The organism is Propioniciclava sp. LT294, from assembly GCF_059516005.1.
Genome location: NZ_JCAKNG010000004.1, coordinates 111,837 through 135,290, shown reverse-complemented (window position 1 = coordinate 135,290; position 23,454 = coordinate 111,837). Strand labels below are relative to the sequence as shown.

The 23,454-nt window shown below is 70.6% G+C and carries 21 protein-coding genes; 10 read left to right on the top strand and 11 right to left on the bottom strand.

Annotated elements, in window-relative coordinates:
- Position 1: 1 nt before the first annotated feature.
- From AC5YDA_RS07070 to AC5YDA_RS07045, 6 genes are all read right to left on the bottom strand, one after another.
- Positions 2–955, bottom strand: coding sequence for an ROK family protein (locus AC5YDA_RS07070; RefSeq protein WP_496189739.1), 954 nt, complete (start codon positions 953–955; stop codon positions 2–4).
- On the bottom strand, positions 952–1,869 hold the full coding sequence (locus AC5YDA_RS07065) for a dihydrodipicolinate synthase family protein (RefSeq protein ID WP_496189740.1): 918 nt from the start codon (positions 1,867–1,869) through the stop codon (positions 952–954). Before AC5YDA_RS07065 ends, AC5YDA_RS07070 begins: the two co-directional genes overlap by 4 nt.
- Positions 1,870–1,877: 8 nt before the next feature.
- Entirely contained in the window at positions 1,878–2,792 is a 915-nt protein-coding gene (locus AC5YDA_RS07060) for an ABC transporter ATP-binding protein (protein WP_496189741.1), read from the bottom strand.
- A complete protein-coding gene (locus AC5YDA_RS07055; protein ID WP_496189742.1) occupies positions 2,789–4,864 on the bottom strand; it encodes a dipeptide/oligopeptide/nickel ABC transporter permease/ATP-binding protein in 2,076 nt (691 codons plus the stop codon). Before AC5YDA_RS07055 ends, AC5YDA_RS07060 begins: the two co-directional genes overlap by 4 nt.
- Entirely contained in the window at positions 4,864–5,829 is a 966-nt protein-coding gene (locus AC5YDA_RS07050) for an ABC transporter permease (RefSeq protein ID WP_496189743.1), read from the bottom strand. The genes AC5YDA_RS07055 and AC5YDA_RS07050 overlap by 1 nt, the downstream gene beginning before the upstream one ends.
- A 151-nt stretch (positions 5,830–5,980) precedes the next feature.
- Positions 5,981–7,606 carry an ABC transporter substrate-binding protein gene (locus AC5YDA_RS07045; RefSeq protein ID WP_496189865.1) on the bottom strand — a complete coding sequence of 542 codons (1,626 nt, stop codon included), beginning with the start codon at positions 7,604–7,606 and terminating at the stop codon, positions 5,981–5,983.
- Between the two features lie 54 nt (positions 7,607–7,660).
- On the opposite strand from AC5YDA_RS07045, the gene AC5YDA_RS07040 reads away from it, so the two are divergent.
- The 4 genes from AC5YDA_RS07040 to AC5YDA_RS07025 are packed head-to-tail and all read left to right on the top strand — an operon-like array spanning position 7,661 to position 11,222.
- Complete coding sequence (locus AC5YDA_RS07040; protein WP_496189864.1) at positions 7,661–8,389, top strand: FadR/GntR family transcriptional regulator; 729 nt, start codon at positions 7,661–7,663, stop codon at positions 8,387–8,389.
- 33 nt (positions 8,390–8,422) lie between these two features.
- The gene (gene nagB, locus AC5YDA_RS07035; RefSeq protein ID WP_496189863.1) at positions 8,423–9,217 is read left to right on the top strand and encodes a glucosamine-6-phosphate deaminase; all 795 of its coding nucleotides are present in this window, start codon (positions 8,423–8,425) and stop codon (positions 9,215–9,217) included.
- Complete coding sequence (gene nagA, locus AC5YDA_RS07030; RefSeq protein WP_496192916.1) at positions 9,217–10,335, top strand: N-acetylglucosamine-6-phosphate deacetylase; 1,119 nt, start codon at positions 9,217–9,219, stop codon at positions 10,333–10,335. The genes nagB and nagA overlap by 1 nt, the downstream gene beginning before the upstream one ends.
- Positions 10,332–11,222 carry a DUF4862 family protein gene (locus tag AC5YDA_RS07025; RefSeq protein WP_496189861.1) on the top strand — a complete coding sequence of 297 codons (891 nt, stop codon included), beginning with the start codon at positions 10,332–10,334 and terminating at the stop codon, positions 11,220–11,222. Before nagA ends, AC5YDA_RS07025 begins: the two co-directional genes overlap by 4 nt.
- Positions 11,223–11,256: 34 nt before the next feature.
- Here AC5YDA_RS07025 and AC5YDA_RS07020 read toward each other — a convergent pair whose 3' ends face one another.
- Positions 11,257–15,579 (bottom strand): acyl-CoA dehydratase activase-related protein, encoded by a 4,323-nt coding sequence (locus AC5YDA_RS07020; RefSeq protein WP_496192915.1) that lies wholly within the window; start codon positions 15,577–15,579, stop codon positions 11,257–11,259.
- Between the two features lie 80 nt (positions 15,580–15,659).
- Between AC5YDA_RS07020 and AC5YDA_RS07015 the strand changes: the two genes are divergently transcribed.
- Positions 15,660–16,226 carry a TetR/AcrR family transcriptional regulator gene (locus AC5YDA_RS07015; protein WP_496189859.1) on the top strand — a complete coding sequence of 189 codons (567 nt, stop codon included), beginning with the start codon at positions 15,660–15,662 and terminating at the stop codon, positions 16,224–16,226.
- Position 16,227: 1 nt separating this feature from the next.
- Here AC5YDA_RS07015 and AC5YDA_RS07010 read toward each other — a convergent pair whose 3' ends face one another.
- From AC5YDA_RS07010 to AC5YDA_RS07000, 3 genes are all read right to left on the bottom strand, one after another.
- Positions 16,228–17,037, bottom strand: a complete 810-nt coding sequence (locus AC5YDA_RS07010) for a DNA-formamidopyrimidine glycosylase family protein (protein ID WP_496189858.1) — start codon at positions 17,035–17,037, stop codon at positions 16,228–16,230.
- Positions 17,030–17,782, bottom strand: coding sequence for an SIR2 family NAD-dependent protein deacylase (locus AC5YDA_RS07005; protein WP_496189857.1), 753 nt, complete (start codon positions 17,780–17,782; stop codon positions 17,030–17,032). The genes AC5YDA_RS07010 and AC5YDA_RS07005 overlap by 8 nt, the downstream gene beginning before the upstream one ends.
- 149 nt (positions 17,783–17,931) lie before the next feature.
- Positions 17,932–18,618, bottom strand: coding sequence for an alpha/beta fold hydrolase (locus AC5YDA_RS07000; protein ID WP_496189856.1), 687 nt, complete (start codon positions 18,616–18,618; stop codon positions 17,932–17,934).
- 155 nt (positions 18,619–18,773) lie between these two features.
- Between AC5YDA_RS07000 and AC5YDA_RS06995 the strand changes: the two genes are divergently transcribed.
- From AC5YDA_RS06995 to AC5YDA_RS06975, 5 genes are all read left to right on the top strand, one after another.
- Positions 18,774–19,916: an LLM class flavin-dependent oxidoreductase gene (locus AC5YDA_RS06995; RefSeq protein ID WP_496189855.1), complete on the top strand. Its 1,143-nt coding sequence runs from the start codon at positions 18,774–18,776 to the stop codon at positions 19,914–19,916.
- An 11-nt stretch (positions 19,917–19,927) separates the two neighbouring features.
- Positions 19,928–20,530: a CE1759 family FMN reductase gene (locus AC5YDA_RS06990; protein ID WP_496189854.1), complete on the top strand. Its 603-nt coding sequence runs from the start codon at positions 19,928–19,930 to the stop codon at positions 20,528–20,530.
- 223 nt (positions 20,531–20,753) lie between these two features.
- Positions 20,754–21,404: a hypothetical protein gene (locus AC5YDA_RS06985; RefSeq protein WP_496189853.1), complete on the top strand. Its 651-nt coding sequence runs from the start codon at positions 20,754–20,756 to the stop codon at positions 21,402–21,404.
- A 75-nt stretch (positions 21,405–21,479) separates the two neighbouring features.
- Positions 21,480–21,899, top strand: a complete 420-nt coding sequence (locus AC5YDA_RS06980) for a hypothetical protein (protein ID WP_496189852.1) — start codon at positions 21,480–21,482, stop codon at positions 21,897–21,899.
- Between the two features lie 231 nt (positions 21,900–22,130).
- Entirely contained in the window at positions 22,131–22,796 is a 666-nt protein-coding gene (locus AC5YDA_RS06975) for an RNA polymerase sigma factor (protein ID WP_496189851.1), read from the top strand.
- A 1-nt stretch (position 22,797) separates the two neighbouring features.
- On the opposite strand, the gene AC5YDA_RS06970 is transcribed toward AC5YDA_RS06975, so the two are convergent.
- A complete protein-coding gene (locus tag AC5YDA_RS06970) occupies positions 22,798–23,454 on the bottom strand; it encodes a response regulator transcription factor (protein WP_496189850.1) in 657 nt (218 codons plus the stop codon).

Genomic DNA, 23,454 nt, shown 5'->3' with positions numbered 1-23,454 from the left:
GTCACTCCTCGTCCGTCGTCGGGACGCCCGCCAGGCGGAAGGCGTCGCGTGCCGCCCCCAACAGGGCCGCGTTGTTGCGTTGGGTGGCGCGTCTCACCGGGACGTGCCCCAGCACCTCGGGGACACCCGTGCGCAGTTCGTCCTCCATGCTCGACCACCACGGCGACGCCGAGGTCGGGACGCCGCCGCCGAGCACGATCACGGCGGGGTCGAGGATCAGGGTCAGCCACGCCAGCACGCGCCCCACGCGGCGACCGAGGGTGCGGACCACCCGGTCGGCGACCTCGTCCCCCGCCCGGGCCAGCGCCATCACGTCCTGACCGCGCCGGGCATCCGCCGTGCCGCCGAGGGCCCGATAGGTGCGCAGGATCGCGGGTCCGGCGGCCACGTACTCGAACGGGTGCCGGCCGGAGTCGGCCACCCCGTCGACCACGTCGACCAGGAGGCTCCCCACCTCGCCGGCCATGTGATGCGCCCCACGCATCACCTCTCCGTCGCGGCAGAACGCGGCGCCGATCCCGGTGCCGACGGCCAGCATCAGCATCGAGGACGCGCTGGCCCCCGCGCCGCGCCAGCACTCGCCGACCGCGTGGGCGTCCACGTCGTTCTGCACGTGGATCGGCAGGTCGGACGCCCACGGCAGCCGTGCGCGCAATCCGCCCACGAGGTCGGCGCCGCGCCAGCCCGTCACGGTGTCGGTGGCTGACACGACGACTCCGCGCTCGACGTCGATGGCCCCGGCGGCACCGATGCCGAGGGCGGACACCGATTCGTGGTCGACCCGGTCACGACAGGAGTCGATGGCCCGCGCCATGGCGTCCAGGATGGCGTCGGCACCGTCGTGGGCCGGGGTGGGCACCTTCACCTTGGGCAGCACGAGCGCACCGGTGGCGTCGACGGCGGTCGCCGCGATCTTGGTGCCGCCGAGGTCGACGGTGAGCGCGAGGGGCGTCATCGCAGCAGGCCGACCTCACGCACGATCGCGGTGATGCCGGCGACCTCGTCGGCGTTCAGGGCCTCGATCGGGGCCGGCATCGTGGCGGACGCGATGACGCCCAGGGCGGCGGCCGCGACCTTGAACGCGCCGATGCCGCCCGCGTCGCCGGAGCGGCCCTGCGGGACGAACGCGATCTCGAACAGGCGGTTGAGGCGGTCCTGCTCCGTGCGGGCTGCTTCCCAGTCGCCGCGCTGGGCGGCGTCGAACAGGCGCACGTAGCCCGCGGGGTCGACGTTGGCCAGACCGGGGACGGCCCCCTCGGCGCCCAGCAGGAACATGCCGTCCACCATGACCTCGTGTCCGGTGGAGAGCGACAGGGGGGACCCGGCCGCACGGTTGGCGTCCACCAGGCGGCGGAACGCCACGTCGTCGCCGGAGGAGTCCTTGACACCGGCGATGACGCCCTCGCGCCCGAGTTGGACCAGCATGTCGCGGCCGAGCTTGGCCGGGCCCCGCACGGGGACGTCGTAGGCGATGACCGGGATGTCGACGCCGGCGGCCACGATCCGGAAGTGCTCGGCGATCTCGGTCGCGTTGTTCAGGGCGTACAGCGGCGCGGTGACGACGACGGCGGACGCCCCGAGCGCCTCGGCCCGCCTGGCCTGCTGCACGATGCGGGGGGCGGTGAGGTCGGGGGTGCCCACCACGACCGGGACGCGGCCGGCCACGGTGCTGAGGACGCGCTCGACGACGGTGTCGCGGTCGGCGTCGGTGAGGTACGCCACCTGGCCGGAGCTGCCCAGCACGAACAGGCCGTGGACGCCGCCCTCGATGAGGTGCTCGACCAGCCGGTCGAGGCTCTCGAGGTCGACGGTGCCGTCGGCGTGGAAGGGGGTCAGGACAGGCGGGATGATGCCGCGGAGGATGGTCATGGTGGGCCTCACAGAAGGGACGGGACGGCGCCCAGCAGGGTGCGCGTGTAGGAGTGGGACGGGTGGTTGAAGAGTTGGTCGGCGGGACCGGTCTCGACGATCCGGCCGCCGAACATCACCGCCATGCGGTCGGAGACGTAGCGGACGGTCGAGATGTCGTGGCTGATGAAGACCATGCCGAGGCCCAGTTCGTCCTTGAGGTCGGTGAGCAGGTTGAGCACCTGCGCGCGGACCGAGACGTCGAGGGCCGAGGTGGGCTCGTCGGCGACGATGATGTCGGGCTCCAGGGCGAGCGCGCGCGCGATGGCGACGCGTTGCCGCTGGCCGCCCGAGATCTGTCGGGGAAGGACGTCGAGCGCCGACTGGGGGAGGCCGACCAGGCCGAGCAGGCGCTTGACGCGTTGCTCGCGTTCGGCCTCGGTGCCGATGCCGTGCACCTTGAGCGGGTCGATCAGCTGCTCGCGGACGATCATGCGCGGGTTGAGCGCGGTGGCCGGATCCTGGAACACGACCGAGACCGCGCGCCCCAGCTCGCGCCGGGACGCCGGGTCGTAGCCCAGTGGACGCCCCTTGAACAGGACCTCCCCGCGGGTCGGGGCCTGCAGGCCGACCAGCACGCGGGCCAGGGTCGACTTGCCCGAGCCCGACTCCCCGACGATGCCGACGGTCTCGCCGCGGGAGACGTGGAAGTCCACATCATTGACCGCGTGCACGGTGCCGGGCTTGAACAGCCCACCCGTGCGGGTCTTGTGGATCACATGGACGCCCTTGAGCTCGAGCGTCGGCGCGCCGACGACGGGCGTGGTGGCCCGGGCGTCGGCGTCCGACTCGACGGCGGGCGGTGGGGGGACGAGTTCGTCGGTCGGCTGGTGGACGCCCTGGGCGGGCATCCCCGTGCCGGACAGCGGTGCGGACTCGGTCATCGCAGAACCTCCTCGTAGGCGGAGTCGGGATGGGCGGCGTAGGTGTGCTCCGTGCCGGGTACGGAGGCCATTCCGGGTCGCACGTCCAGGCCGACGGTCGGGTGCGACGAGCGCGGCGCGAACCGGTCGCCGGCCACGAACTCGCGCGGGCTGGGCACCACGCCGGGCACTTGGTGCAGGCGGCCCGAGCCGGACTCGATCGAGAGCACCGCGCCGAGCAGGCCGCGGGTGTACTCGTGCCGGGGGTCGGTGAGCAGGTCGAGCGTCGGGCCGGTCTCGACGACCTGGCCGGCGTACATGACCGTGATCCGGTGGGCGACGGACGCCACCAGGGCGAGGTCGTGCGAGACGAACACCATGGCGAAGCCCAGCTTGGTGCGCAGCTCGTTGAGCAGGTCGACGACCTGCTTCTGCACCGTCACGTCCAGCGCGGTGGTCGGCTCGTCGGCGATGACCAGCTTCGGGTTGCGGGTGAGCGCCATGGCGATCAGGACCCGCTGGCGCTGGCCACCCGACAGCTCGTGCGGGTACGACTTGAGCGTGCGAACGGGGTCGAGGCCCACCAGCTCCAGCAGTTCCTCGGCGGAGCGCCGGCCGCCGCGGCTGGTCAGCTGCTTGAACTGGCTGCTGATCAGCATGGACGGGTTGAGCGAGCTCAGGGCGTCCTGGTAGATCATCGCGATCTCGTGCCCGCGGAGGGCGTTGTGCTCCTTGGGGGAGAGCTTGAGCAGGTCGACGCCGTTGAACAGGACCTCCCCCGACAACACGGCCGTGTTGGGCAGCAGGCCCATGATCGCCATCGACGTGATCGACTTGCCGCAGCCCGACTCGCCCACGAGGCCCATGGTCTCGCCGGGGCGCACCGAGAACGACACGTGGTCGACGATCTCGACCTCGCCGTGGGCGTTGGGGAATCGGATCGACAGGTTCTTCACCTCCAGCAGCGGGGCGGCCGCGGCGTCCTCGCCCGAGAGCACCAGGCGGTCGCTGCGGGCGAGCTCCGCGGTGCGGAGGGCGTCCAGACGCGCCCTGAGGGTGTCGGCCTGGGCGATGTGCGAGGCGGCGATGCCGGCCGCGGTGCCCTCGCCGCTCATCGAGGCCTCTTCGGCCTGGACGTTGACGCGGCGCTTGATCCTCGGGGACGCCAAGGAGTCGGTCAGGCCCTCGCTCAGCACGTTGAGGCTGAGGGTGGTGATGAGGATGAACAGGCCGGGGAAGAAGGTCGTCCACCAGTGGCCGGACAGGAGCAGGGTCTTGCCCTCGCTCAGCATGTTGCCCCACGTGGCCGTGTTGACCGACGTGATGCCGGTGCCGATGAACGACAGGGACGCCTCGAACACGATCGCGTCGGCCACCAGCACGGTCGCGAAGACCAGGATCGGCGCGATGCAGTTGCGGGCCACGTGCTTGAACAGGATCCACCACGTGCGTGCACCCATGACCTGGGACGCCGCCACGTAGTCCTCGCCGAACTGGGACAGGACGTTGGCCCGGACGACGCGGGTGAGCTGAGGGACGTACAGCAGGGCGATCGAGACGATCACCACGGGCAGGATCGGCAGGCGGGAGCTCAGGGCCGTGACGAGCACGGCGGCCAGCGCGATGCCGGGGAAGCTCATGATGATGTCGAGCACGCGCATCAGGACCTCGGAGACCCACTTGCGTGACGTCGCCGCGACCGAGCCGAGCACCGCGGCGACGGCGAGCGCCAGGGCGGTGGCCGACAGGCCCACGATCAACGAGATGCGGGTGCCGTGGATGGCGCGCGAGAAGATGTCGCGGCCACCGTCGTCGGTGCCGAACCAGAACATCGAGTTCGGCGGCACGGAGTTGTCGGGGATCAGCGTCTTGCCCACGCCGGCGATCTCGACCTCGTTCATGACGACCATGTCGGCCGGCACGAGGCTCGTGGCGCTGGGGTTGAAGGGGGCGATGGCCGGTGCGAGGAACGCGATCAGGGCCATCATCGTGAGCACGCTCAGCGCGATCTTCGAGCCGATCGGGAGCGCGCGGAGGCTCTGGAAACGCAGGCCCGGCTGCTGGAGCTTCTTCTTGGATTCGGCGGACAGCATCAGATGCTCCTGATCCGGGGGTTGACCAGCACGTAGAGCAGGTCGACCACGAGGTTGATGACGATGAACGCGACCGCGACCATGATCGTCACGCCCATCACAATGTTCACGTCGTTGCGGGTGATGCCCTGGAAGATCAGCTGGCCCATGCCCTTGATGTTGAAGATCATCTCGATGACGACGGCGCCACCCATGGCGTAGCCGAAGCGGAGGCCCAACACGGTCAGCGGCGTGATGAGCGCGTTGCGGAGCACATTGCGGGCGATGACGACGGGCTTGGGGATGCCGGCGCCGATCGCGGTGCGCACGTAGTCCTTGTCGAGTTCCTCGACCATCGCGGTGCGGACGACGCGGGTCAGCGAGCCCGAGACCGGGACGGCGATGGCCAGCGCCGGCAGCGTGATCTGGTTGATGTAGGCGCCCGGGTCCTGGCTGAACGGGATCCAGTTGTTGACGAGGGCGGGGAAGATCCCGGCGCCGCCGGGCACATTCGAGAGCCACTGGATCAGCAGGAGGGCCAGCCAGAAGGACGGGGTGGCCAGGCCGGCGATGGACAGGACGCGGATCACCTGGTCGGGCCACTGGTCGCGGTAGAGCGCGGCGACGACGCCGAGCACCAGCGACACCACCACGGCCAGCAGGACACCCAGGAAGGTCAGCTGCAGGGTGATCGGGAAGGCGTCCATGACCAGGCGGGTGATCGGGACACCGGTGAACGACTGGCCGAGGTCACCTTGGACGAACGCGGCGAGGTAGCGGCCCAGGCGCACGAACACGGGGTCGTTGAGGCCGTGTTCCTCGCGGTAGGCGTTGAGGGCGTCCTGGGACGCGGCCTCGCCGAGGGCGAGGATGGCCGGGTCGGCCGTGGACAGGGCCATCACGAAGAACACCAACAGCGTGACGCCCAGAACCATGACAGGCAGCGCCAACAGGCGGCGTCCGAGCAGGCGGAACAGGTTGGACACGGGGAATCGCTCCTAGCGAAGGGGGAACTCATCGGGGCCGACGGAGATGGTCGGATCGCCATCGACCGGGATGAATCACACCTGGCGGCTGGGCGTCTTGAAAGCCCAGGGGGTGAGGGGCGGCGCCGCTCGCGCGGCGCCGCCCGGGGAATCACTGGGTGGAACCGACGCCCACGAAGGACAGGCCGGTGACGGCGATCGGCTTGAAGTCGACCAGGGTCTTCGGGTCGAAGGCCGTCGGCGACTTGCGGTGGAAGATCGGCCACATCGGCAGCGCCTCGGACGCCACGTCATAGATCTCGAACCACGCCTGCTTCTGGGCGTCGCCCGTGGCCTTGGACGCCTTGTCGAGCAGCTCCTGCACCTTGGCCCAGGACTCCTGGCCCTTCCAGTGCATGCGCTTCTCGGTCCACGTGTCGCCGGCGTACCACCAGCGCAGCAGCAGGTCGGCGTCGTCGCCGAAGACCGACGGGTCGCCGGGGGCGATGACGACGTCGTAGGAGTTCGGGTCGTTGTCGATCGTGTTGTACACGTCGGCGGACGCCTTCTCCTCGTACTTGACCGTCAGGCCGACGGCCTCGAGGGACTCCTTGATCATCGGGCGAACCGCGGCGAACCAGCCGTGGTTCGACGCGAGCACACGCACCTCCTTGAGGCCGGTCTCGGCGAGCAGCGCCTTGGCCTGCTCGGCCTTGCCGACGTACTGGGCCTTGGCGGCCTTGTACGCGGGGTGCTCCTTCTGAACGAACGAGGTCGCCGGGGTGGCGAGGTCGGACATGCCGACCTTGCAGATCTTGTCGTAGTCGAGCGCCGACATGATCGCCTGGCGGTTCTTGACCTCGGCCATCGGGCCCGAGCCGCAGTTGAACAGCGCGAACAGCAGGCCGAAGCCCTGCTGGGCGGCGACCGACTTGGTGGACGCCAGCGTGGCCAGGTTGGCCGCCGGCACCGAGTCGATGGCCTGGACGGAGTCAGAGGTCAGGGCGTTGGTGCGGGTCGAGTCGTCGGGGATGACCTGCCACTCCATGCTCTTCGCGCGGGCCGGCTGCGGACCGGTGTAGCCCTCGAAGGCTTCGAAGACGACCTTCTGCGACGCGGCGCCGTTGTCGGTCATCTTGTAGGGACCGGAGCCGACCGGGTTGAGGTCGAAGGCCTTGGGGTCCTTCTCGACGGCGGCCTTCGGGACGATCTTCACGACCGTGAGGCGTTCGGCGACCAGCGAGAACGGGTACTTCAGCTTCACGGTGACGGTCTTGTCGTCCTTCTTCTCGACCTTGTCGAGGAAGGGGATGAAGGAGTTGAAGAGGCTCTTGTTGGCCGGGTCCTGGACGCGGGCGAAGGAGAACACCACGTCGTCGGTGGTGACCGGGCTGCCGTCATGGAACACCGCGCCGTCGCGGAGGGTGACCTCGTAGGTCGTGTCGTCGACCTTCTTGGGCATGTCGGCACCCAGGGCGGCGTAGACCTTGCGGGTCGCCGGGTGCAGCTCGGTCAGGCCCTCCATGGTGTGCCAGTTGGCGGCCTGGGTGAGCGCGGAGGTCGTCGTCATCGGGTCGTAGCCGTTGGTGCCGAGCTGGTAGCTGATGGCGGCGACGATCTTGCCGGTGGCTGCCGCGCCGGCAGTCGCCGCGGCGGTGGTGGCGCCGGCACCCGGAGCGGCGGTCTGGGTCGACCCGGTGGAGCACGCGGCGAGCGTGCCGCTCAGCGTGGCGGCGGCGCCCATCGCGCCGACCAGCCGCAGGAATCCACGACGCGTGGTGCCCGGAAGGTTCTCCATTGAAATCTCCTATGATGTCGGACGTCGGATGTCTGACGTTGTGCCATTATAGGCATGGACGAGTACAAGGGAGCAACCATGAAGCCGGATCGTTATCGTGACGGGACGAGCGCCACGGCGCGGGGGATCAAGGACCTGATCCTGTCCCGTGGCCTGCACCCCGGTGATCCGATGCCGACCGAGGCGGAGCTCGTCGAGGAGCTGGGCGTGTCGCGTTCCAGCGTCCGGGAAGCGGTCCGCACCCTGGTGGCCCTCGACATCCTCGAGGTGCGTCATGGCACCGGGACGTTCGTGGGACACCTCTCACTCAGGCCCCTCGTGGAGGGCATGGTCTTCCGGGGAGTCCTGATGCCGGGCGAGGGGAACGCCGTCCTCCGGGAGATCGTCGAGGTCCGGTCCGGCCTCGACATGAGCCTCGCCCCCCAGGTCGTGGAACGGCTCGCCCAGGGGAAGACGGACGACCTCCGCGAGTGCGTGGACCTGATGAAGGCGAAGGCCGAACGACACGAGGAGTTCCCCGAGGAGGACCGGCTCTTCCACCTGCGTCTGGCCGAGCGCCTCGGGAACGGGCTGTACGGCCAGCTCGTGGCGGCGTTCTGGGACATCCACATGACGGTCGGCCCGTCGCTCGGCGCGGCCCCCCAGCGCGAACTGCACGCGACGGCCCTGGCCCACGAGCGCCTGTTGGACGCCGCTCTGGCCGGGGACCTCGCCGACTACCAAGATGCTGTCCGAGCCCACTACGAACCCATCCTGCGCATGCTGACGTCCTGGGCGTCCTGACGCGCACTGTCGACGCCTCACGAGGAGAGAGCCATGGAAATCATCATCTGCCCGGACGTGGACGAGGTCGCGCGTGTCGCAGCCGACACCGTCGCCCAGGTGGCCCGGCGTGTCGGACCCACGGTGGTGCTCGGGCTGGCCACCGGCTCGTCGCCTCTGGGGCTCTACGCCCGGCTGTCGGAAATGGTCGCCGCGGGGGAGCTGGACTTCTCGCAGGCGACCGGCTTCGCCCTGGACGAGTACGTGGGCATGCCCGAGGGGCACCCCGAGTCCTACGCCGCGGTGATCCGCCGCACCGTCACCGAGCCGCTGGGGCTCGATCCCGCGAGAGTGCACGTCCCCGATGGACGGGCCGCCGACATCGAACAGGCCTGCGTCGACTACGAACAGGCGATCGTGGACGCCGGGGGCATCGACATCCAGATCCTGGGCGTCGGGGCCAACGGCCACATCGGTTTCAACGAGCCCAGTTCGTCGCTGGCCTCACGCACGCGCATCAAGACCCTGACGCCGCGGACGCGCGAGGACAATGCGCGTTTCTTCGACTCCCTCGACCAGGTTCCGGTGCACTGCCTCACCCAGGGGCTGGGCACGATCATGCAGGCGGACGAGGTGGTCCTCGTCGCCACGGGCGCCGCCAAGGCCTCGGCGATCGCCGCCCTCGTGGAGGGCCCGATCACCGCGATGGTTCCGGGGTCGATCCTGCAGATGCACCGCTACGCGACGGTCGTCGTCGACGAACTGGCGGCGTCCGAGCTCACCATGACGCCCTACTACCGCTGGGCCAAGGACCACAAGCCGGGCTGGCAGGGCTACGGGCAGGACTGATGCCCCGCCTGCGCGCTGCCCGCGTCTTCACCGGCGTGGAGATGCTCACTCCCGGCGAACTCGTCATCGACGGCGACCGGGTGGTCGAGGCCCGGGAAGCCGGACCCGACGATGCCCCGGCCACCGACTCGGACGTCATCGACCTCGGTGACGTCACCCTCACGCCCGGGCTGGTCGATGTGCACTGCCACGGCGGTGGCGGCTCCTCGTTCCCCGAGGATCCGGACGCCGTCCTCGCGACCCACCGCGCGGGGGGCACGACCACGATCATCGCCTCGACGGTCACCCAGTCGCTGGACGAGTTGGAGCGTCAGGTGCGGCTCCTGGCCGAGCGCGTGCGGGACGGCTCGCTCGCGGGGATCCACCTCGAGGGGCCATGGCTGGCCGGGTCCTATAAGGGTGCCCACCCGGCCGACAAGCTGCGCGACCCGAAGCCCGATGAGGTCCTCCACCTGCTCGAGGCGGGGGGCGGCGCGGTCCGCATGGTGACGCTCGCCGTCGAGAAGCCGGGAGCGCTGGAGTCGGTCGGACTCCTGGCCGAGCGGGGTGTCGTGGCGGCGCTGGGCCACTCCGACTGCACGTACGAGCAGGCGCGTGGGGCCATCGACGCCGGTGTCACCGGCGCGACCCATCTCTTCAACGCCATGCCGGGCCTCCACCACCGCGAGCCCGGGCCGATCCTGGCCCTGCTGGAGGACGACCGGGTCTGGTGCGAGCTCATCGTCGACGGCGTCCACCTGAGGTCGGAGCTGGCCGCATGGGTGATGTCGGTCAGCGACCGCGTCGTCCTCGTCACGGACGCCATGTCCGCGGCGGGCTGCGCCGATGGTGACCACGTGCTGGGGGACCTGCCCGTCGAGGTCAGGGGCGGCGTCGCCCGCATCGCGGGCACCGACACCATCGCGGGTTCGACCCTGGTGTTGGCGCAGGCGGTGCGCGGCGCGATCGAGGCGGGTGTCCCCCCCGAGGTGGCGCTGAGGGCCGCCACGCTGAACCCGACCCGCTACCTCGGGCTGGACGGCGTCGGCGAGTTCGTCCCCGGCTCCCGTGCGAACGCGGTCGTGTTCGGGGAGGATTGGTCGGTGGAGCGCGTGCTCTTCGGAGGGGAGTGGTTGTGACGATTCCGTTCGTGGTGGGGGCCTACGCCGGGATTCCCGCCGACCGGGCCGGGCGGGAGCAGTTCTACGCCGCCCTGCCTTCGTGGGTGACCGGGCTGGAGATCCCGTTCCGCGGGTCGCTCGACGCCGACCCCGCCTGGTTGGCCGGACAGGTCGCCCGGTTCGGCGACTCCGTCGTCACCCTGATCCCCGGCACGATGGGGCGCATCGCCGAGGATCCGACCTTCGGCCTGGCTTCGGGGGATGTGGCCGGACGGGCCGCGGCGCTGGCCTACGTGGGCGAGGCGCTGGCGGCGATCGAGCGGCTGCACGCCGATGCCGGTGTGCGGGTCGTGCGCTGGGTGGAGGTCCACTCGGCACCGACCGACGCGGCGGACGCGGGGGCGTTCGTGCGCTCGCTGGGCGAGCTCGCGCCGGCCCTCGAGGCCGCCGGGATCGGGTTGGTGATCGAGCACTGTGACGCGGCGGCCGGTGTCGGCCCGGGGGAGAAGCGATTCCTGTCACTGGCCGATGAACTGCGCGCCGCTGCCGAGACGGGCGCCCGGCTCACCCTCAACTGGGGGCGCTCCGTCCTCGAGACCCACGACCCCGCCAGCGCGCGCGAGCACGTCGCGGCGGCGGCTGCGGCGGGGCTCCTGGCCGGGGTGATGTTCTCCGGGACGGGACCGGAGGCCACCGCGTACGGCACCCCGTGGGCCGACGTCCACCTGCCCCTGTCGACCGATGAGCCGGCTTCACTCATGACGCCCGCCCGGGTGGCGGAGTGCATCGCCGCGGCTGGCGGACGCGAGGAGTACCGGGGCGTGAAGATCCAGGCGCCGGCCGAGGCGTCGGTGCCCGAGCGGATCGCCATGATCGGCCGGATCCGCGCAGCGATGGTCGGCTGACCGCCCCCCGTCCCCGGAGTGCGGCCCGTCGGCCTCAGACCCGCGCCCGCTCCTTCACCGGGGTGATGGGCAGGGCCCGCGGACCGGTGGGCTCGGCCTTGATCCGCCCGGCGTTCTTGTGCGCGGTCGCCACCATGAGCTTGATGCGGTTGAGCTGGTTCACCTCGGAGGCGCCCGGGTCGTAGTCGATCGAGACGACGTTGGCCTGGGGGTAGAACCGCCGCAACTCGCGGAAGATGCCCTTGCCGACGACGTGGTTGGGCAGGCACGCGAACGGCTGGGCGACGATGATGTTCGGGCAGCCGTCCTCGATGAGTTCGATCATCTCGGCGACCAGCAGCCAGCCCTCGCCGGCGGTGGTGCCCAGGGAGATGACCGACTCCGCCCGCTTCGCCAGGTCGTTGATCGGGTGCGGCACCGCGAACTTCCCCGTGCGACGCAAGGCCTTCACGGCCGCGCGCTGGTACTGCTCGATCAGCCAGACGATGCCCTGCTGCAGGCGCACCGACCGCGGTGAGCCCAGCGCGAGGTTGTCCAGGCGCCACCGGGCGGAGGTCATGGTCATCAGGAAGAACTCCAGCAGCCCCGGCAGCGAGGCCTCGCAGCCCTCGGACTCGATGACTCGCACCGCGTCGTTGTTGGCGTCCGGCTGGAACTTCACCAGGATCTCGCCGACCAGCCCCACGCGAGGACGGCGCGGTTCGTCGCGCAACGCGAGGGCGTCGAAGGCGGCGACGATCTTCTCGACCAGCGAGCCGTAGCCGAGGCGGCGTCCGTGCGTGGCCGACCAGCCGGAGGCGAAGTACTCGCCCGCCACCTTGTCCCAGTGGCGGTACAGCGCGTCGGCCGAGCCGGGCACCGCCTCGTACGGACGCGTCCTCAGCAGCACGTTCTGCAGGACGTCACCCACCACGATCGCCTGGATCGCGTGGTGGAGCATCCCCGGCGTGAGCTTGAAGCCCGGCGATTCCTCGAGGCCCTGGGCTGAGACGGCGAGCACGGGTACCTGGGCGAACCCGGCGTCCTTGAGGCCCTTGCGCAGCATGCCGGCGTAGTTCGTCGCCCGGCACATGCCGCCGGTCTGGGTGATGATGACCGACGACGTGTCCGGGTCGCCCCCGCCCTCGATGAACGCGTTGATGAGCTGTCCGATCACCATGATCGCCGGGTAGCAGACGTCGTTGTTGACGTACTGCAGGCCCACCTCGACGTCGGACGCCGAGGCGTGCTCGAGCAGGTGGACGTCGTAGCCGACGCGTCGCAGGACGGGCAGGAGCAGCCGGAAGTGGAGTGGCGCCATCTGCGGGGCGTACAGCGTGTGCGTCCTGCGCGCCTGCTTGTCGAACACCGGGAAGCGGTCGCCCACGGCGTCCGGGTCGTAGGTGACGACGGTGGCCGACCGGCGCCGCTCCGCCGTGGCGGCCGCCAGTGAGCGCAGGCGGATCCGGGCCGCGCCGAGGTTGGACACCTCGTCGATCTTCAGCACGGTGTACACGTCGTCCGCGGCCTCGAGGATCTCCTGCACCTGGTCGGTGGTCACGGCGTCCAGCCCGCACCCGAACGAGTTGAGCTGCACGATCTGCAGCGTCGGCTCGGAGCGGACGTACCCGGCGGCGCGGTAGAGCCGCGCGTGGTAGCTCCACTGGTCCATGACGCGCAGGGGGGCAAGCCCGTCGCCGGTCGCGGCCAGGGAGGCGGAGATCGCGTCCTCGCTGAGCACGGCCATGCCCAGTTGGTTGATCATCTCCGGGATCCCGTGGTGGATCTCGGGGTCGATGTGGTAAGGACGCCCGGCCAGCACGATCCCCTTGATGCCCTTGTCGGCCATGTACTCGAGAGCGCGTCGCCCCTCGGCGGCGATGTCGGCCTTGACCCGGGCGTCCTCGGCGTAGCCGAGACGGACCGCCTCCTGCGCCTCCTCGAGGCTCACCTCAGCCCACTCGAAGATCTCGACGAGCCGCTCGGCGAGCTTCGCCGGTGCGGCGAGGTTCACGAAGGGGTCGAGGTAGCGCACGCCGGGCTCCCGCAGGCGGTCCATGTTCTTCGCGACGACCTGGGGGTAGAACGCGACGACCGGGCAGTTGTAGTGGTTGTCGGCGTTCGCGAACTCCTTCTGCTCGTAGCTGACGCACGGGTAGAAGATCGTCCGCACGTCGCGGTCCAGCAGCCACTCGACGTGTCCGTGGGCGAGCTTGGCCGGGTAGCAGACGTTCTCCGACGCGATCGACTCCATGCCGGCCTCGAACAGTTCGTGGCTGGAGCGCCCGGACAGCATGACCTTGAACCCGAGCGATGTCAGGATCGTGAACCACAGCGGGTAGTTCTCGTACATGTTCATCACCCGAGGGATGCCGATCGCACCGCGGTGGGCCTTGGCGTCGGTCAGGCGGCGGTAGGCGAACACGCGCTTGTACTTGTAGTCGTAGAGGTTGGGGATCTCGGTCTTCTGCGGCCTGGCCTCTTCCGATGCCCCGCGGTCGCATCGGTTGCCGCTCACATGGCGGGTCCCGTCCGGGAAGTGCGAAACCGTCAGGCCGCAGTGGTTCTGGCACAGCGGGCAGGTGCGGCGCTCGGTCTCGACCCTGAAGCCCTCGAGCTCGTCGAGCTCCAACAGGGACGAGTGCTCGCCCGGTGTCCAGTTGCGCTGGGCGGTGAGGGCCGCGCCGTACGCGCCCATCAGGCCGGCGATGTCGGGCCGCACGACCTCGCGCCCGGTCAGCAGCTCGAACGCACGCAGCACCGCGTCGTTGAGGAACGTGCCGCCCTGGACGACGACCTTGTCGCCGAGTTGCTCGGGCGAGCGCAGCTTGATCACCTTGTAGAGCGCATTGCGGACGACGGAGTAGGACAGCCCCGCGGAGATGTCGCCGACCGCGGCGCCCTCCTTCTGGGCCTGCTTCACCGAGGAGTTCATGAAGACCGTGCAGCGCGAGCCGAGGTCGACGGGCCCCTCCGACTGCAGGGCGGCCCGTGCGAACGACCGGACGTCGGTGCCCATCGTCTCGGCGAACGTCTGCAGGAAGCTGCCGCAGCCGGACGAGCAGGCCTCGTTGACCGAGATCGAGTCGACGACACCGTTCTTGATCTTGAGGTACTTCATGTCCTGGCCGCCGATGTCGATGACGCTCGTCACCCCGGGGGCGAGGTGCTCGGCGGCCCGGTAGTGCGCCATCGTCTCGATCTCGCCGTCGTCCACGCGCAGCGCGGCCTGGATCAGGCTCTCCCCGTAGCCGGTGACGCACGCGCGGGCGAGGTGGGAGCCCGGGGGCAACGCCTCCCGGACGCGTCGCAGGATGGTGACCGCCGCCGGCATGGGGTCGCCCTGGTTGGAGGCGTAGTGGGAGAAGACGATCGTGCCGTCCTGGCTGAGGACGACGGCCTTGATCGTCGTCGAGCCCGCGTCGATGCCGAGGAACAGGGGCCCGTCGGCCGCGGCGAGGTCGCCCTGGGGGACGGTCGCCCGGGCGTGCCGGGCCTCGAAGGCCACCCGCTCGTCGTCGTCCGCGAACAGGGGGCGCATCGCCCTGCTGACCGGGGTGCCGGCGCCCGCCCGGCTGTCGAGCGCGTCGACGAGCTGGGAGGCGAACACGTCGCGTCCACTCGCGAGCATGGCCGCGCCGAGTGCCACGTACAGCTGGGCGCGCTCCGGGGTGGTGAAGGAGGTGACCTGGTGCTCCAGTGCGCGCCGGTACGCCTCGCGCAGTTCAGGGAGGAAGTGCAGGGGCCCGCCGAGGAACACGACGTTGCCCCTGATCGGGCGCCCGCACGCGAGGCCCGCGATGGTCTGGGTCGCGACCGCCTGGAACACGGACGCCGCGATGTCGGTGTGGTGGGCGCCCTGGTTGAGCAGGGGCTGGACGTCCGTCTTGGCGAAGACGCCGCAGCGGGAGGCGATCGGGTGGAGGGTCTCGTACCGGGCCGCCAGCTCGTTGAGGCCCGCGGCGTCCGTGTGGAGCAGCGAGGCCATCTGGTCGATGAAGGCGCCCGTGCCCCCGGCGCACGTTCCGTTCATGCGCTGCTCGGGGCTGGGCTTGAGGTAGGTGATCTTGGCGTCCTCGCCGCCGAGCTCGATGACGATGTCCGCTTCAGGGTGGCGGCGCTCGATCGCCTCGGTGGCCGCGACGACCTCCTGGACGAAGGACACCTTGAGCATCTCGGCGACCTGGAGCCCGCCCGAGCCGGTGACGGCGGTCACGACGGGCCGGGACGGGAAGGCGTGGTCGATGTCGGCGAGCAGGTTGCGGATCTCGCGCCGGACGTCGGCGTTGTGCCGGCGGTAGTCGGAGAAGACCACCGCGTCGCCGTCGAGGACGACGGCCTTCACCGTCGTCGAGCCGATGTCGAGACCCAGTGACATGGCCACCATCAAGTCCCCCCATACCGAACGATCGTTCTAGTACGACATACTGTAGTTGATCATGTGAGAGGCTGGCCACCGTGGCGGGTGGAAAACGGGAAGCGATCCTCCAGGCGGCGGCCGACTTGTTCCGGTCGGAGGGTGTGCATGCCGCGTCCATGGCGAAGATCCGCGAGGCGTCCGGCGCCTCGGCGGGCAGCATCTACCACCACTTCGACAGCAAGAACGAGATCGTGATGGCGGTCGCGGAGCAGGCTCTGGTGGAGCCGCTGCGGGACCTGACCGAGAAGTACGCCGGCGCCCAGCTCTCGCCCGGGGAGATGTTCCGCCTGATCGTCGACGCGGTCGCCTCGGGCAGGCTCGAACCGGCCCTCATCGTCCAGCTGTGGGCGGCCTCGGCCCACGACGACGAACTGCGCAAGCTGCTGCGCGACCAGGTGCTCGACCTACGGCGTGGCCTGTTCGCCCTGGTCCGGCTGTGGCTGGACGCGAAGGGCCTCGACCCGAGCCGCGCCGAGACCATCGCGCGCGTGACCGTCGGGCAGGCCATGGGCCTGCTCACCCAGCGCACGCTCGACCCGGACTTCGACCACGACCTCTACGTCGGCGAGGCCGTGCGCCTGCTGGAAGGACTCGCCCACGACTGACCTACCCCTGGCAGGACGGGCAGAAGAACAGGGTCCGATGCTGAGGGGCGGTCCCGACGGTGCCGGCCGCGATGGGCGTCCCGCAGCGTCGGCACTCCTGGTGGAGGCGCCGGTAGGCGGCGAACTCGCGCCCGGGACGGCGGTCGCCGGTGCTCGTCGGGATCGGTTGCCTGATCGCCGCCGTGAGCAGCCGGTGGGCGCGCTCGACGAGGCCTCGCAGTTGTGCATCGGTGAGCGAGGTGGCGGGTGCCCACGGGTTCAGGCGCTGCGCGTGAAGCGACTCGGCCGTCCAGATGGTGCCGAGTCCGGCGAGGTTGCGCTGGTCGAGGAGGGCCTCGCCGATCGTTCCCGGCGCCCGGGCCAGGCGGGCGGCGGCCTCGGCGGCGTCCCAGTCGGGGCCGAGCGGGTCGGGGCCGAGATGCCACACGAGGGTGGGCTCGTCCCGCGTCCGGACGAGGTCCACCATGCCGAGCGCGTCACCGACCGCCGTCGACCGTTCCGTGGCCAGCACGGCCCGGACGGTGTGGCGTCCGAAGCGTTGCGGCGGGTCCGTGGTGGGGAGGACGCGCCACGATCCGTCCATCCGCAGATGGGAGTGGAGCGTCCACTCGCCGTCGTCCGCGCCCCGCCCGGTCACCACGACCCGGTGCAGCAGGTGCTTGCCGTGCGGCACGACCTCGACCGTCCGCGCGCCGACGAGCGTGGTCGTGGCGAGCGAGGGCCAGCGGAAGTCCGTCCTGATCAGGGTGTCGCCGGCGAACCCGGCGTGCAGGCGCTGTGCGGTCCGCCAGACGGCGTCTCCCTCAGGCATCGGCCACGAGGCGGGGGAGGACCTCCTCGATCGGGTCGCGCAGGACGGCCTCGGCGAGGTAGTCGTAGGGCGTCTCCTGGTTGTTCACGATGACCACCTTGGCGGAGTGCCCGAACGCGTAGGGGACCAGGCCCGCAACGGGGTGGACGGTCAGCGTGGACCCGATCGCGAGCACGAGGTCGGCCTCCTCGGCGAGTCTGACCGACGCGTCGAGCATGGTCGGATCCAGCATCTCCTCGAACAGGATCACCGTGGCCCGCGTGATGCCGTCGCACTCGGGGCAGCGCGGGTCGTCGTCGCCGGCGCGGACGCGCGCGACCATGTCGACCATCGGTCCGGCCTCCCCGCACTCCTCGCAGCGCCACGTCCGTGCGCTGCCGTGCACCTCGTGGACGATCTCGGGCGACGACCCGGCCAGCAGGTGCAGGCCGTCGGTGTTCTGGGTGACGATGCCCGAGAGCCTGCCCGCCCGTTCGAGGTCGACCAGCGCGCGGTGGCCTGCGTTGGGGGAGGCGTCCCACTGCGCCGAGGAGGCTCGCGCTCGCCAGGCCTTGCGGCGGACGTCCTCGTCGCCCAGGTAGTACGACAGCGTCGAGATCTTCTCCGCGTCGGGGTCCTGCGTCCACCGCCCCTGGGGGCCCCGGAAGTCGGGGATGCCCGACGCCGTCGACAGGCCCGCCCCGGTCAGCGCCAGGATGCGGGACGAACGGGCGATGAGGCCACGCGCGCGGTCGAAGTCGGTCATGGTCCAACCCTAGGCGCGGCGCCGACACTCAGGCTTGTCACACTCGGGCCGGCGTGGGGCCTCGACACTCAGGCTTGTCACCTGTGCTCGCGTGGCGAAGTGCTTCAAGAGTGGCAAACCGACGCGTGGGCTGCGGGGGCGCTACGGCGCTAGCCGGCCAGCGAGGCGAGCAGCGAGGCGAGCTCGTCCGGACGGGAGAACATCGGCCAGTGTCCCGAGTCGATGTCGACGTAGTCGACCTGCTGGGCGGGCGTCAGTTCGGGGATCTCGCCGGCGGCCAGCCAGGCCCGGGCCTCCTCGGGGGAGTACTCCGGGCAGACCATCACCACCGGCACCTCGTGGCGGCGCGGGTCGGTGTAGCCCACGGTGCCGGTCGCGACCGCCTCCGGCACGGGGTGGGACGCCGCGGCGAACGCCTGCTCGTGGGCGTCGTCGAGGTCGTCGGAGTCGGGGCCGGAGAAGGCCTCCCAGCCGGGGAACTCGACCCTGCCGTCCACGGGCTCGAAGAACGGTGCGTAGGGCGCGCCGTCCGCCTGCGGCATGCCACCCACCAGGGCGACCTTCTCGACCTTCTCGCGCCGCCGGTCGGCGGCCAGCCAGGCGAGCGTGCAGGCGGCCGAGTGGCCGACGACCAGCACCTTTCCGCCGGCCGGGTCGGCGTCGACCTCCGCCAGCACGGCGTCCACCTGGTCGTCGAACGTGGCGGACGTGGTGCCGTCGCCCTGGCCGGGAAGCGTGACGGGGACGGGTTCGTGGCCGGCCGCGCGGAGGCAGGGGAGGACGGAGTCCCAGGCGGAGCCGTCCAGCCACAGGCCGGGAATGAGGATGATGCGCATGTCGGTCCTTCGGGTCGGTGTCGATGGACTCCCTGTGCGACACGCTAGCCCCCGCGCCGGGTGTGGCGGCGGGCTGCTGCGGCGGCAATCGGGAATGGACAGGAGCCCCCCTGCGTTGAGATACTTGAAACATCAACCAATCAGGAGGTTCGGACATGCAGATCGGCATCTTCTCGGTGAGTGACATCACCACTGACCCGACCACGGGCATCACTCCGACGGAGAACGACCGCATCAAGGCCTCCGTCGCCATCGCCAAGCACGCCGAAGAGGTCGGCCTCGACTTCTACGCGCTCGGCGAGCACCACAACGAGCCCTTCTTCAGCTCGTCGCCCACCACCACGCTGGCCTACATCGCCGCGCAGACGGACAAGATCCTGCTGTCGACCGCGACCACGCTGATCACGACCAACGACCCGGTCAAGATCGCCGAGGACTTCGCGATGCTGCAGCACCTCGCCGACGGCCGCGTCGACCTCATGCTCGGCCGCGGCAACACCGGTCCGGTCTACCCGTGGTTCGGCAAGGACATCCGCCAGGGCGTCGCGCTCGCCGTCGAGAACTACGCGCTGCTGCGCCAGCTGTGGACCGAGGACGTCGTCAACTGGCAGGGCAAGTTCAGGACGCCGCTGCAGGGCTTCACCTCGACCCCGCGCCCGCTGGACGGCATCGCCCCGTTCGTGTGGCACGGCTCGATCCGCACGCCGGAGATCGCCGAGCAGGCCGCTTACTACGGTGACGGCTTCTTCCACAACAACATCTTCTGGAACATCGAACACACAGCCCAGATGGTCAACCTGTACCGCCGCCGCTACGAGCACTACGGCCACGGGCGTGCCGACCAGGCGATCGTCGGACTCGGTGGCCAGTTCTTCATGCGCAAGAACAGCCAGGACGCCATCAACGAGTTCCGCCCCTACTTCGACGTCGCGCCGGTCTACGGCCACGGCCCCTCGATGGAGGACTTCACCGAGATGACGCCGCTGACCGTCGGCTCGCCGCAGCAGGTGCTCGAGCGCTACCTCGGCATGACCGAGCGCGTCGGCCACTACCAGCGGCAGGGCTTCCTGATCGACCATGCCGGCCTCCCGCTCAAGACCGTCCTCGAGCAGCTCGACCTGTTGGGCGAGATCCTGCCCGCGATGCGCAAGGGCTACGCCGAGGGTCGCCCCGCCCACATCCCCGAGGCCCCGACGCACGCGTCCATGGTCGCCAAGGCCCGCGAGGCCGGCACCCTGCACGAGCACCAGACGGTCGGCGTCGACGACGTCACCGGCAAGTCCCCCTACGAGAACTGAGGGAACACACCATGAGCCACCTCCTCGTCGTCTCCGCGGGCATGGGCTCGCCGTCCAGCTCGCGCATGCTCGGCGACCGCCTCGCGGACGCCGCCGTCAAGGCCATGACCGCGGCCGGGACGCCCTCGCCCGAGGTCAAGGTCCTGGAGTTGCGCGACCTCGCGGTCGAGCTCGCCACCTACTACACGTCGCACGTGCCGTCGAAGAAGCTGAAGGATGCCTTCGACCTCGTCGGGACCGCCGCCGGCGTCATCGCGGTCAGCCCCGTGCTGAACGCCGGCGTCAACGGGCTGTTCAAGCTGTTCTTCGACCTGCTGGACGAGGGCGTGCTCAAGGGGCGGCCGGTCCTGATGGCCGCCACCGGTGGCACGGCGCGGCACAGCCTGGCGATCGACCAGACCATGTTGCCGATGTTCTTCTACCTGAAGGCTGCGGTCGCCCCCACGGGCGTCTTCGCCGCCACGGACGACTGGGGCACCGCCGAATCGGGCCTCATGCGCCGGGTCAACCGCGCGGGCGCGGAGTTCGCCGAGTTGGTCGCCAGCCGTCCGGCCGAGGACTACGCCGATGAGTTCGCGACCGTCCCCGACTTCGCGTCGCTGCTGAACGGCTGACCTCCCGGCGAGAGCCTGCCCGCCCCCGCGGCATCGGGCCGGCCCTCGACGGAGGGCCGGGACGCGGGCCGTCCCGAGAGGCCGTTCGTCGCCCCCGGGCCGGCGGGTTTGCGGCAGGGTGGGGGCGGGGGGTCGCCGGATGGGCGATGTGGACAAGGGAAGCACTGTCGGAGGTGGACGTTACTGTGGCGGTAAGACCGCTCGTGGTGGAAAAGGAAGTCGGATGACGGAGCAGCTCGAAGCGGGCGCACTTGACCGGATGAGGTGGGCGGGACGGTCCGCGGCTGTCCTCCGGGTTCCCGACCTGTCACCGCTGACGGCGGCCTCCTGGGCTCGGGGCGGGGCGGAGGCCCTCGCCGCGCTCGGGTTCGCGCGCAACGACCCCTTCTCCCTCGCCATCCTCGCGAACCTGCTGCACGCCCTGGCCGTCGAACGGCGTCCGGAAACGTCGACCTGGCGCGTCATCCTCGTGCCCGAGATGGACACCGCCCCGGTCGCGGTGGATCTCGGCTTCTCCCGGGCCCGGGGTGATCGCCTCGAGGCGCTCGGCCAGCTGCTGGGTGCCGGCAGCGGGAGCCGGCTCGGCATCGCCCTGGCCGATGTCACCCGGAACGGGGTGGACGCCCGCCAGTGCCTGCGTTTCGCGCTCCACGAGCCTGAGACCGGGCTGGAGGCGCGCAACGGTGAGCTGTGGGTGACGGCCATGGTCGCATGCCGCCGTGACCTGGGTCCCCTGGGTGCCGCGGACATCGTGGCGACGACAAGAACCCCACAGGTGGACGCCCTCGAACTGATCCTGGCCAGCCTGCACGGCCTGGTGACAGGAGGTCCCCTCGGCGCTGCCCTGGAGCGGTACCTCGGGGACGACCGCTGAGCACGCCGCTCCGGGCCGCCGCACCTCGCCGACCCCGCCGATGACGTGGTGAATCCGGCCGCCTAGCATGGGCTCATGTCTGATGACGACCCTGCTGGCCGACCCGCCGATCGGCGTGAGGCGGCCCGCCGGATGGCCGACCTGGCGGCGTCCGCCCGCCGGGGCGAGGCTCGGGCGGCCCAGGAGCTCATCGACGACTTCCTCCTCCGGGTGCGCGGGCGTGGGATCGCTCCGGAGCGGCTGCAGGCGACCCAGTTGGACGGCCGCGTGGTACGCACCGACAAGGTCGGCTGGTACCTCGACAAGAAGCGATCGGTCGCGATCGGGGAGGGCGGGGAGTGGTACGTCCTGGTCGTGCCGTCCAGCGCGCTGAGTCGGTTCACGGGAGTCAGGCTGGAGGCCTCTCCGCCCGAGATGGTGGTCGGGCGCGGTGGGCGCGACGGTGAGAGCGGTGACCTGGCGGAATTCCTGGAGCGCGTCCTCAGCGGGCAGTGATCGCGGCGGCTGGATGACCTGTCCCAGACACGGCGCCGAGGGACTGCGGCACCCCAACCTGCAGCCCCCCGGGCAATTCTGAGGTTAAGGACAAAAGTTCGACCAACGCAAGGTTGCCATGGTGTTGCCGTTCATTCGTTGTTAACCCGAGACCTTCATGGTGACGACGGACGACACAGGGAACCCTCGGGACAACAATGCGGACAACACCGCCCCGAGAGGGTGGGGCCCATGACCCGCCCCGGACTCTCCCCAGCGCTCTCGCTCCTGAATGCCGAATGGCACGACGTGCAGCACCATCGGGTGCCACCCGAGTGGGGCGCCACCCTGCCCGACGCGATGGGCCACGGCAGCCTCGGCGACCTGCTCGCCGACGTCCGTTGCCGGGCCGATGAGGTCCTCGGCGCGCTGCTGGCGCTCGAACTCGGGGGCGACCACCGGGCCGGGCGCGTGGTCGTCCAGGCCATGCTCCCGAAGCTGGTCCTCATGGCGGTGCGGGACGCCGTGGCCGACTTCGACGACTACCTCGCCGTGCTGTGGATCCGCATCGCGACCTACCCCCTCGCGCGGCGCCCGCGCCGCATCGCCGCCAACCTGGCCCTCGACACGCTCAAGTCCGTCAAGGCCGCCCACCCCCACGCGGCGCGGGCGCTGCCGCCTCCGCTCCCCGACCCGCTCGGCGACGCCCTCGCGGTGCTGGACGCCGGCGTACGGCTGGGGGTGATCGACCCGCTCACCCGGCGCACCCTTGAGGTGGTCTACATCGGCGGTCGCTCCAGCGGCGAGGCAGCGGGGGTGCTCGGCACGTCACCGGACGCCGTGCGCTGGCGTTGCTCGCGGGGCGTCAGGGCGCTCCGCGCGGTGGCCGATGACCTGGTCGACGAACTCGCCGCGTGACTCAGCGGCCGACCAGCCCGTTCTCGTACGCGAACAGCACCAGTCCGACACGGTCGCGGGCCTGCAGCTTGGTCAGCAGGCGGCCGATGTGCGTCTTCACCGTGCCCTCGGCCATGTACAGGTTCCGGGCGATCTCGGCGTTGGTCGCTCCGCTCGCCACCTCCAGCAGCACCTCGCGCTCGCGCTCCGTCAGCAGTGCCAGGCGTGGATCGTGCTCGCCCGGGGTGGGCGACAGGGTGGGTGCGACGTGATCCAGCAGCCTTCGCGTCGTCGAGGGAGCGACCACCGCATCGCCGGCGGCGACGTTGCGGATGGCGTTGAGCAGGTCCGCCGGACGGGCGTCCTTCAGGAGGAAGCCGGAGGCCCCCGCCTTCAGCGCCGCGAACGCGTACTCGTCCAGGTCGAAGGTGGTCAGGACGAGCACCTTCGTGCCGAGGTGGGCCTCCATGATGCGCCGGGTCGCCTCGACGCCGTCCATGACGGGCATCCGGATGTCCATGAGCACCACGTCGGCGGGATCGGCCACCAGGGCGCGAAGGGCCTCCGCCCCGTCGGGCGCCTCGCCGACCACCTCGAGGTCGTCCTCCGAGTCGATGAGCATGCGGAAGCCGCTGCGCACCAGCGCCTGGTCATCGGCGAGGAAGACGCGGATGGTCAT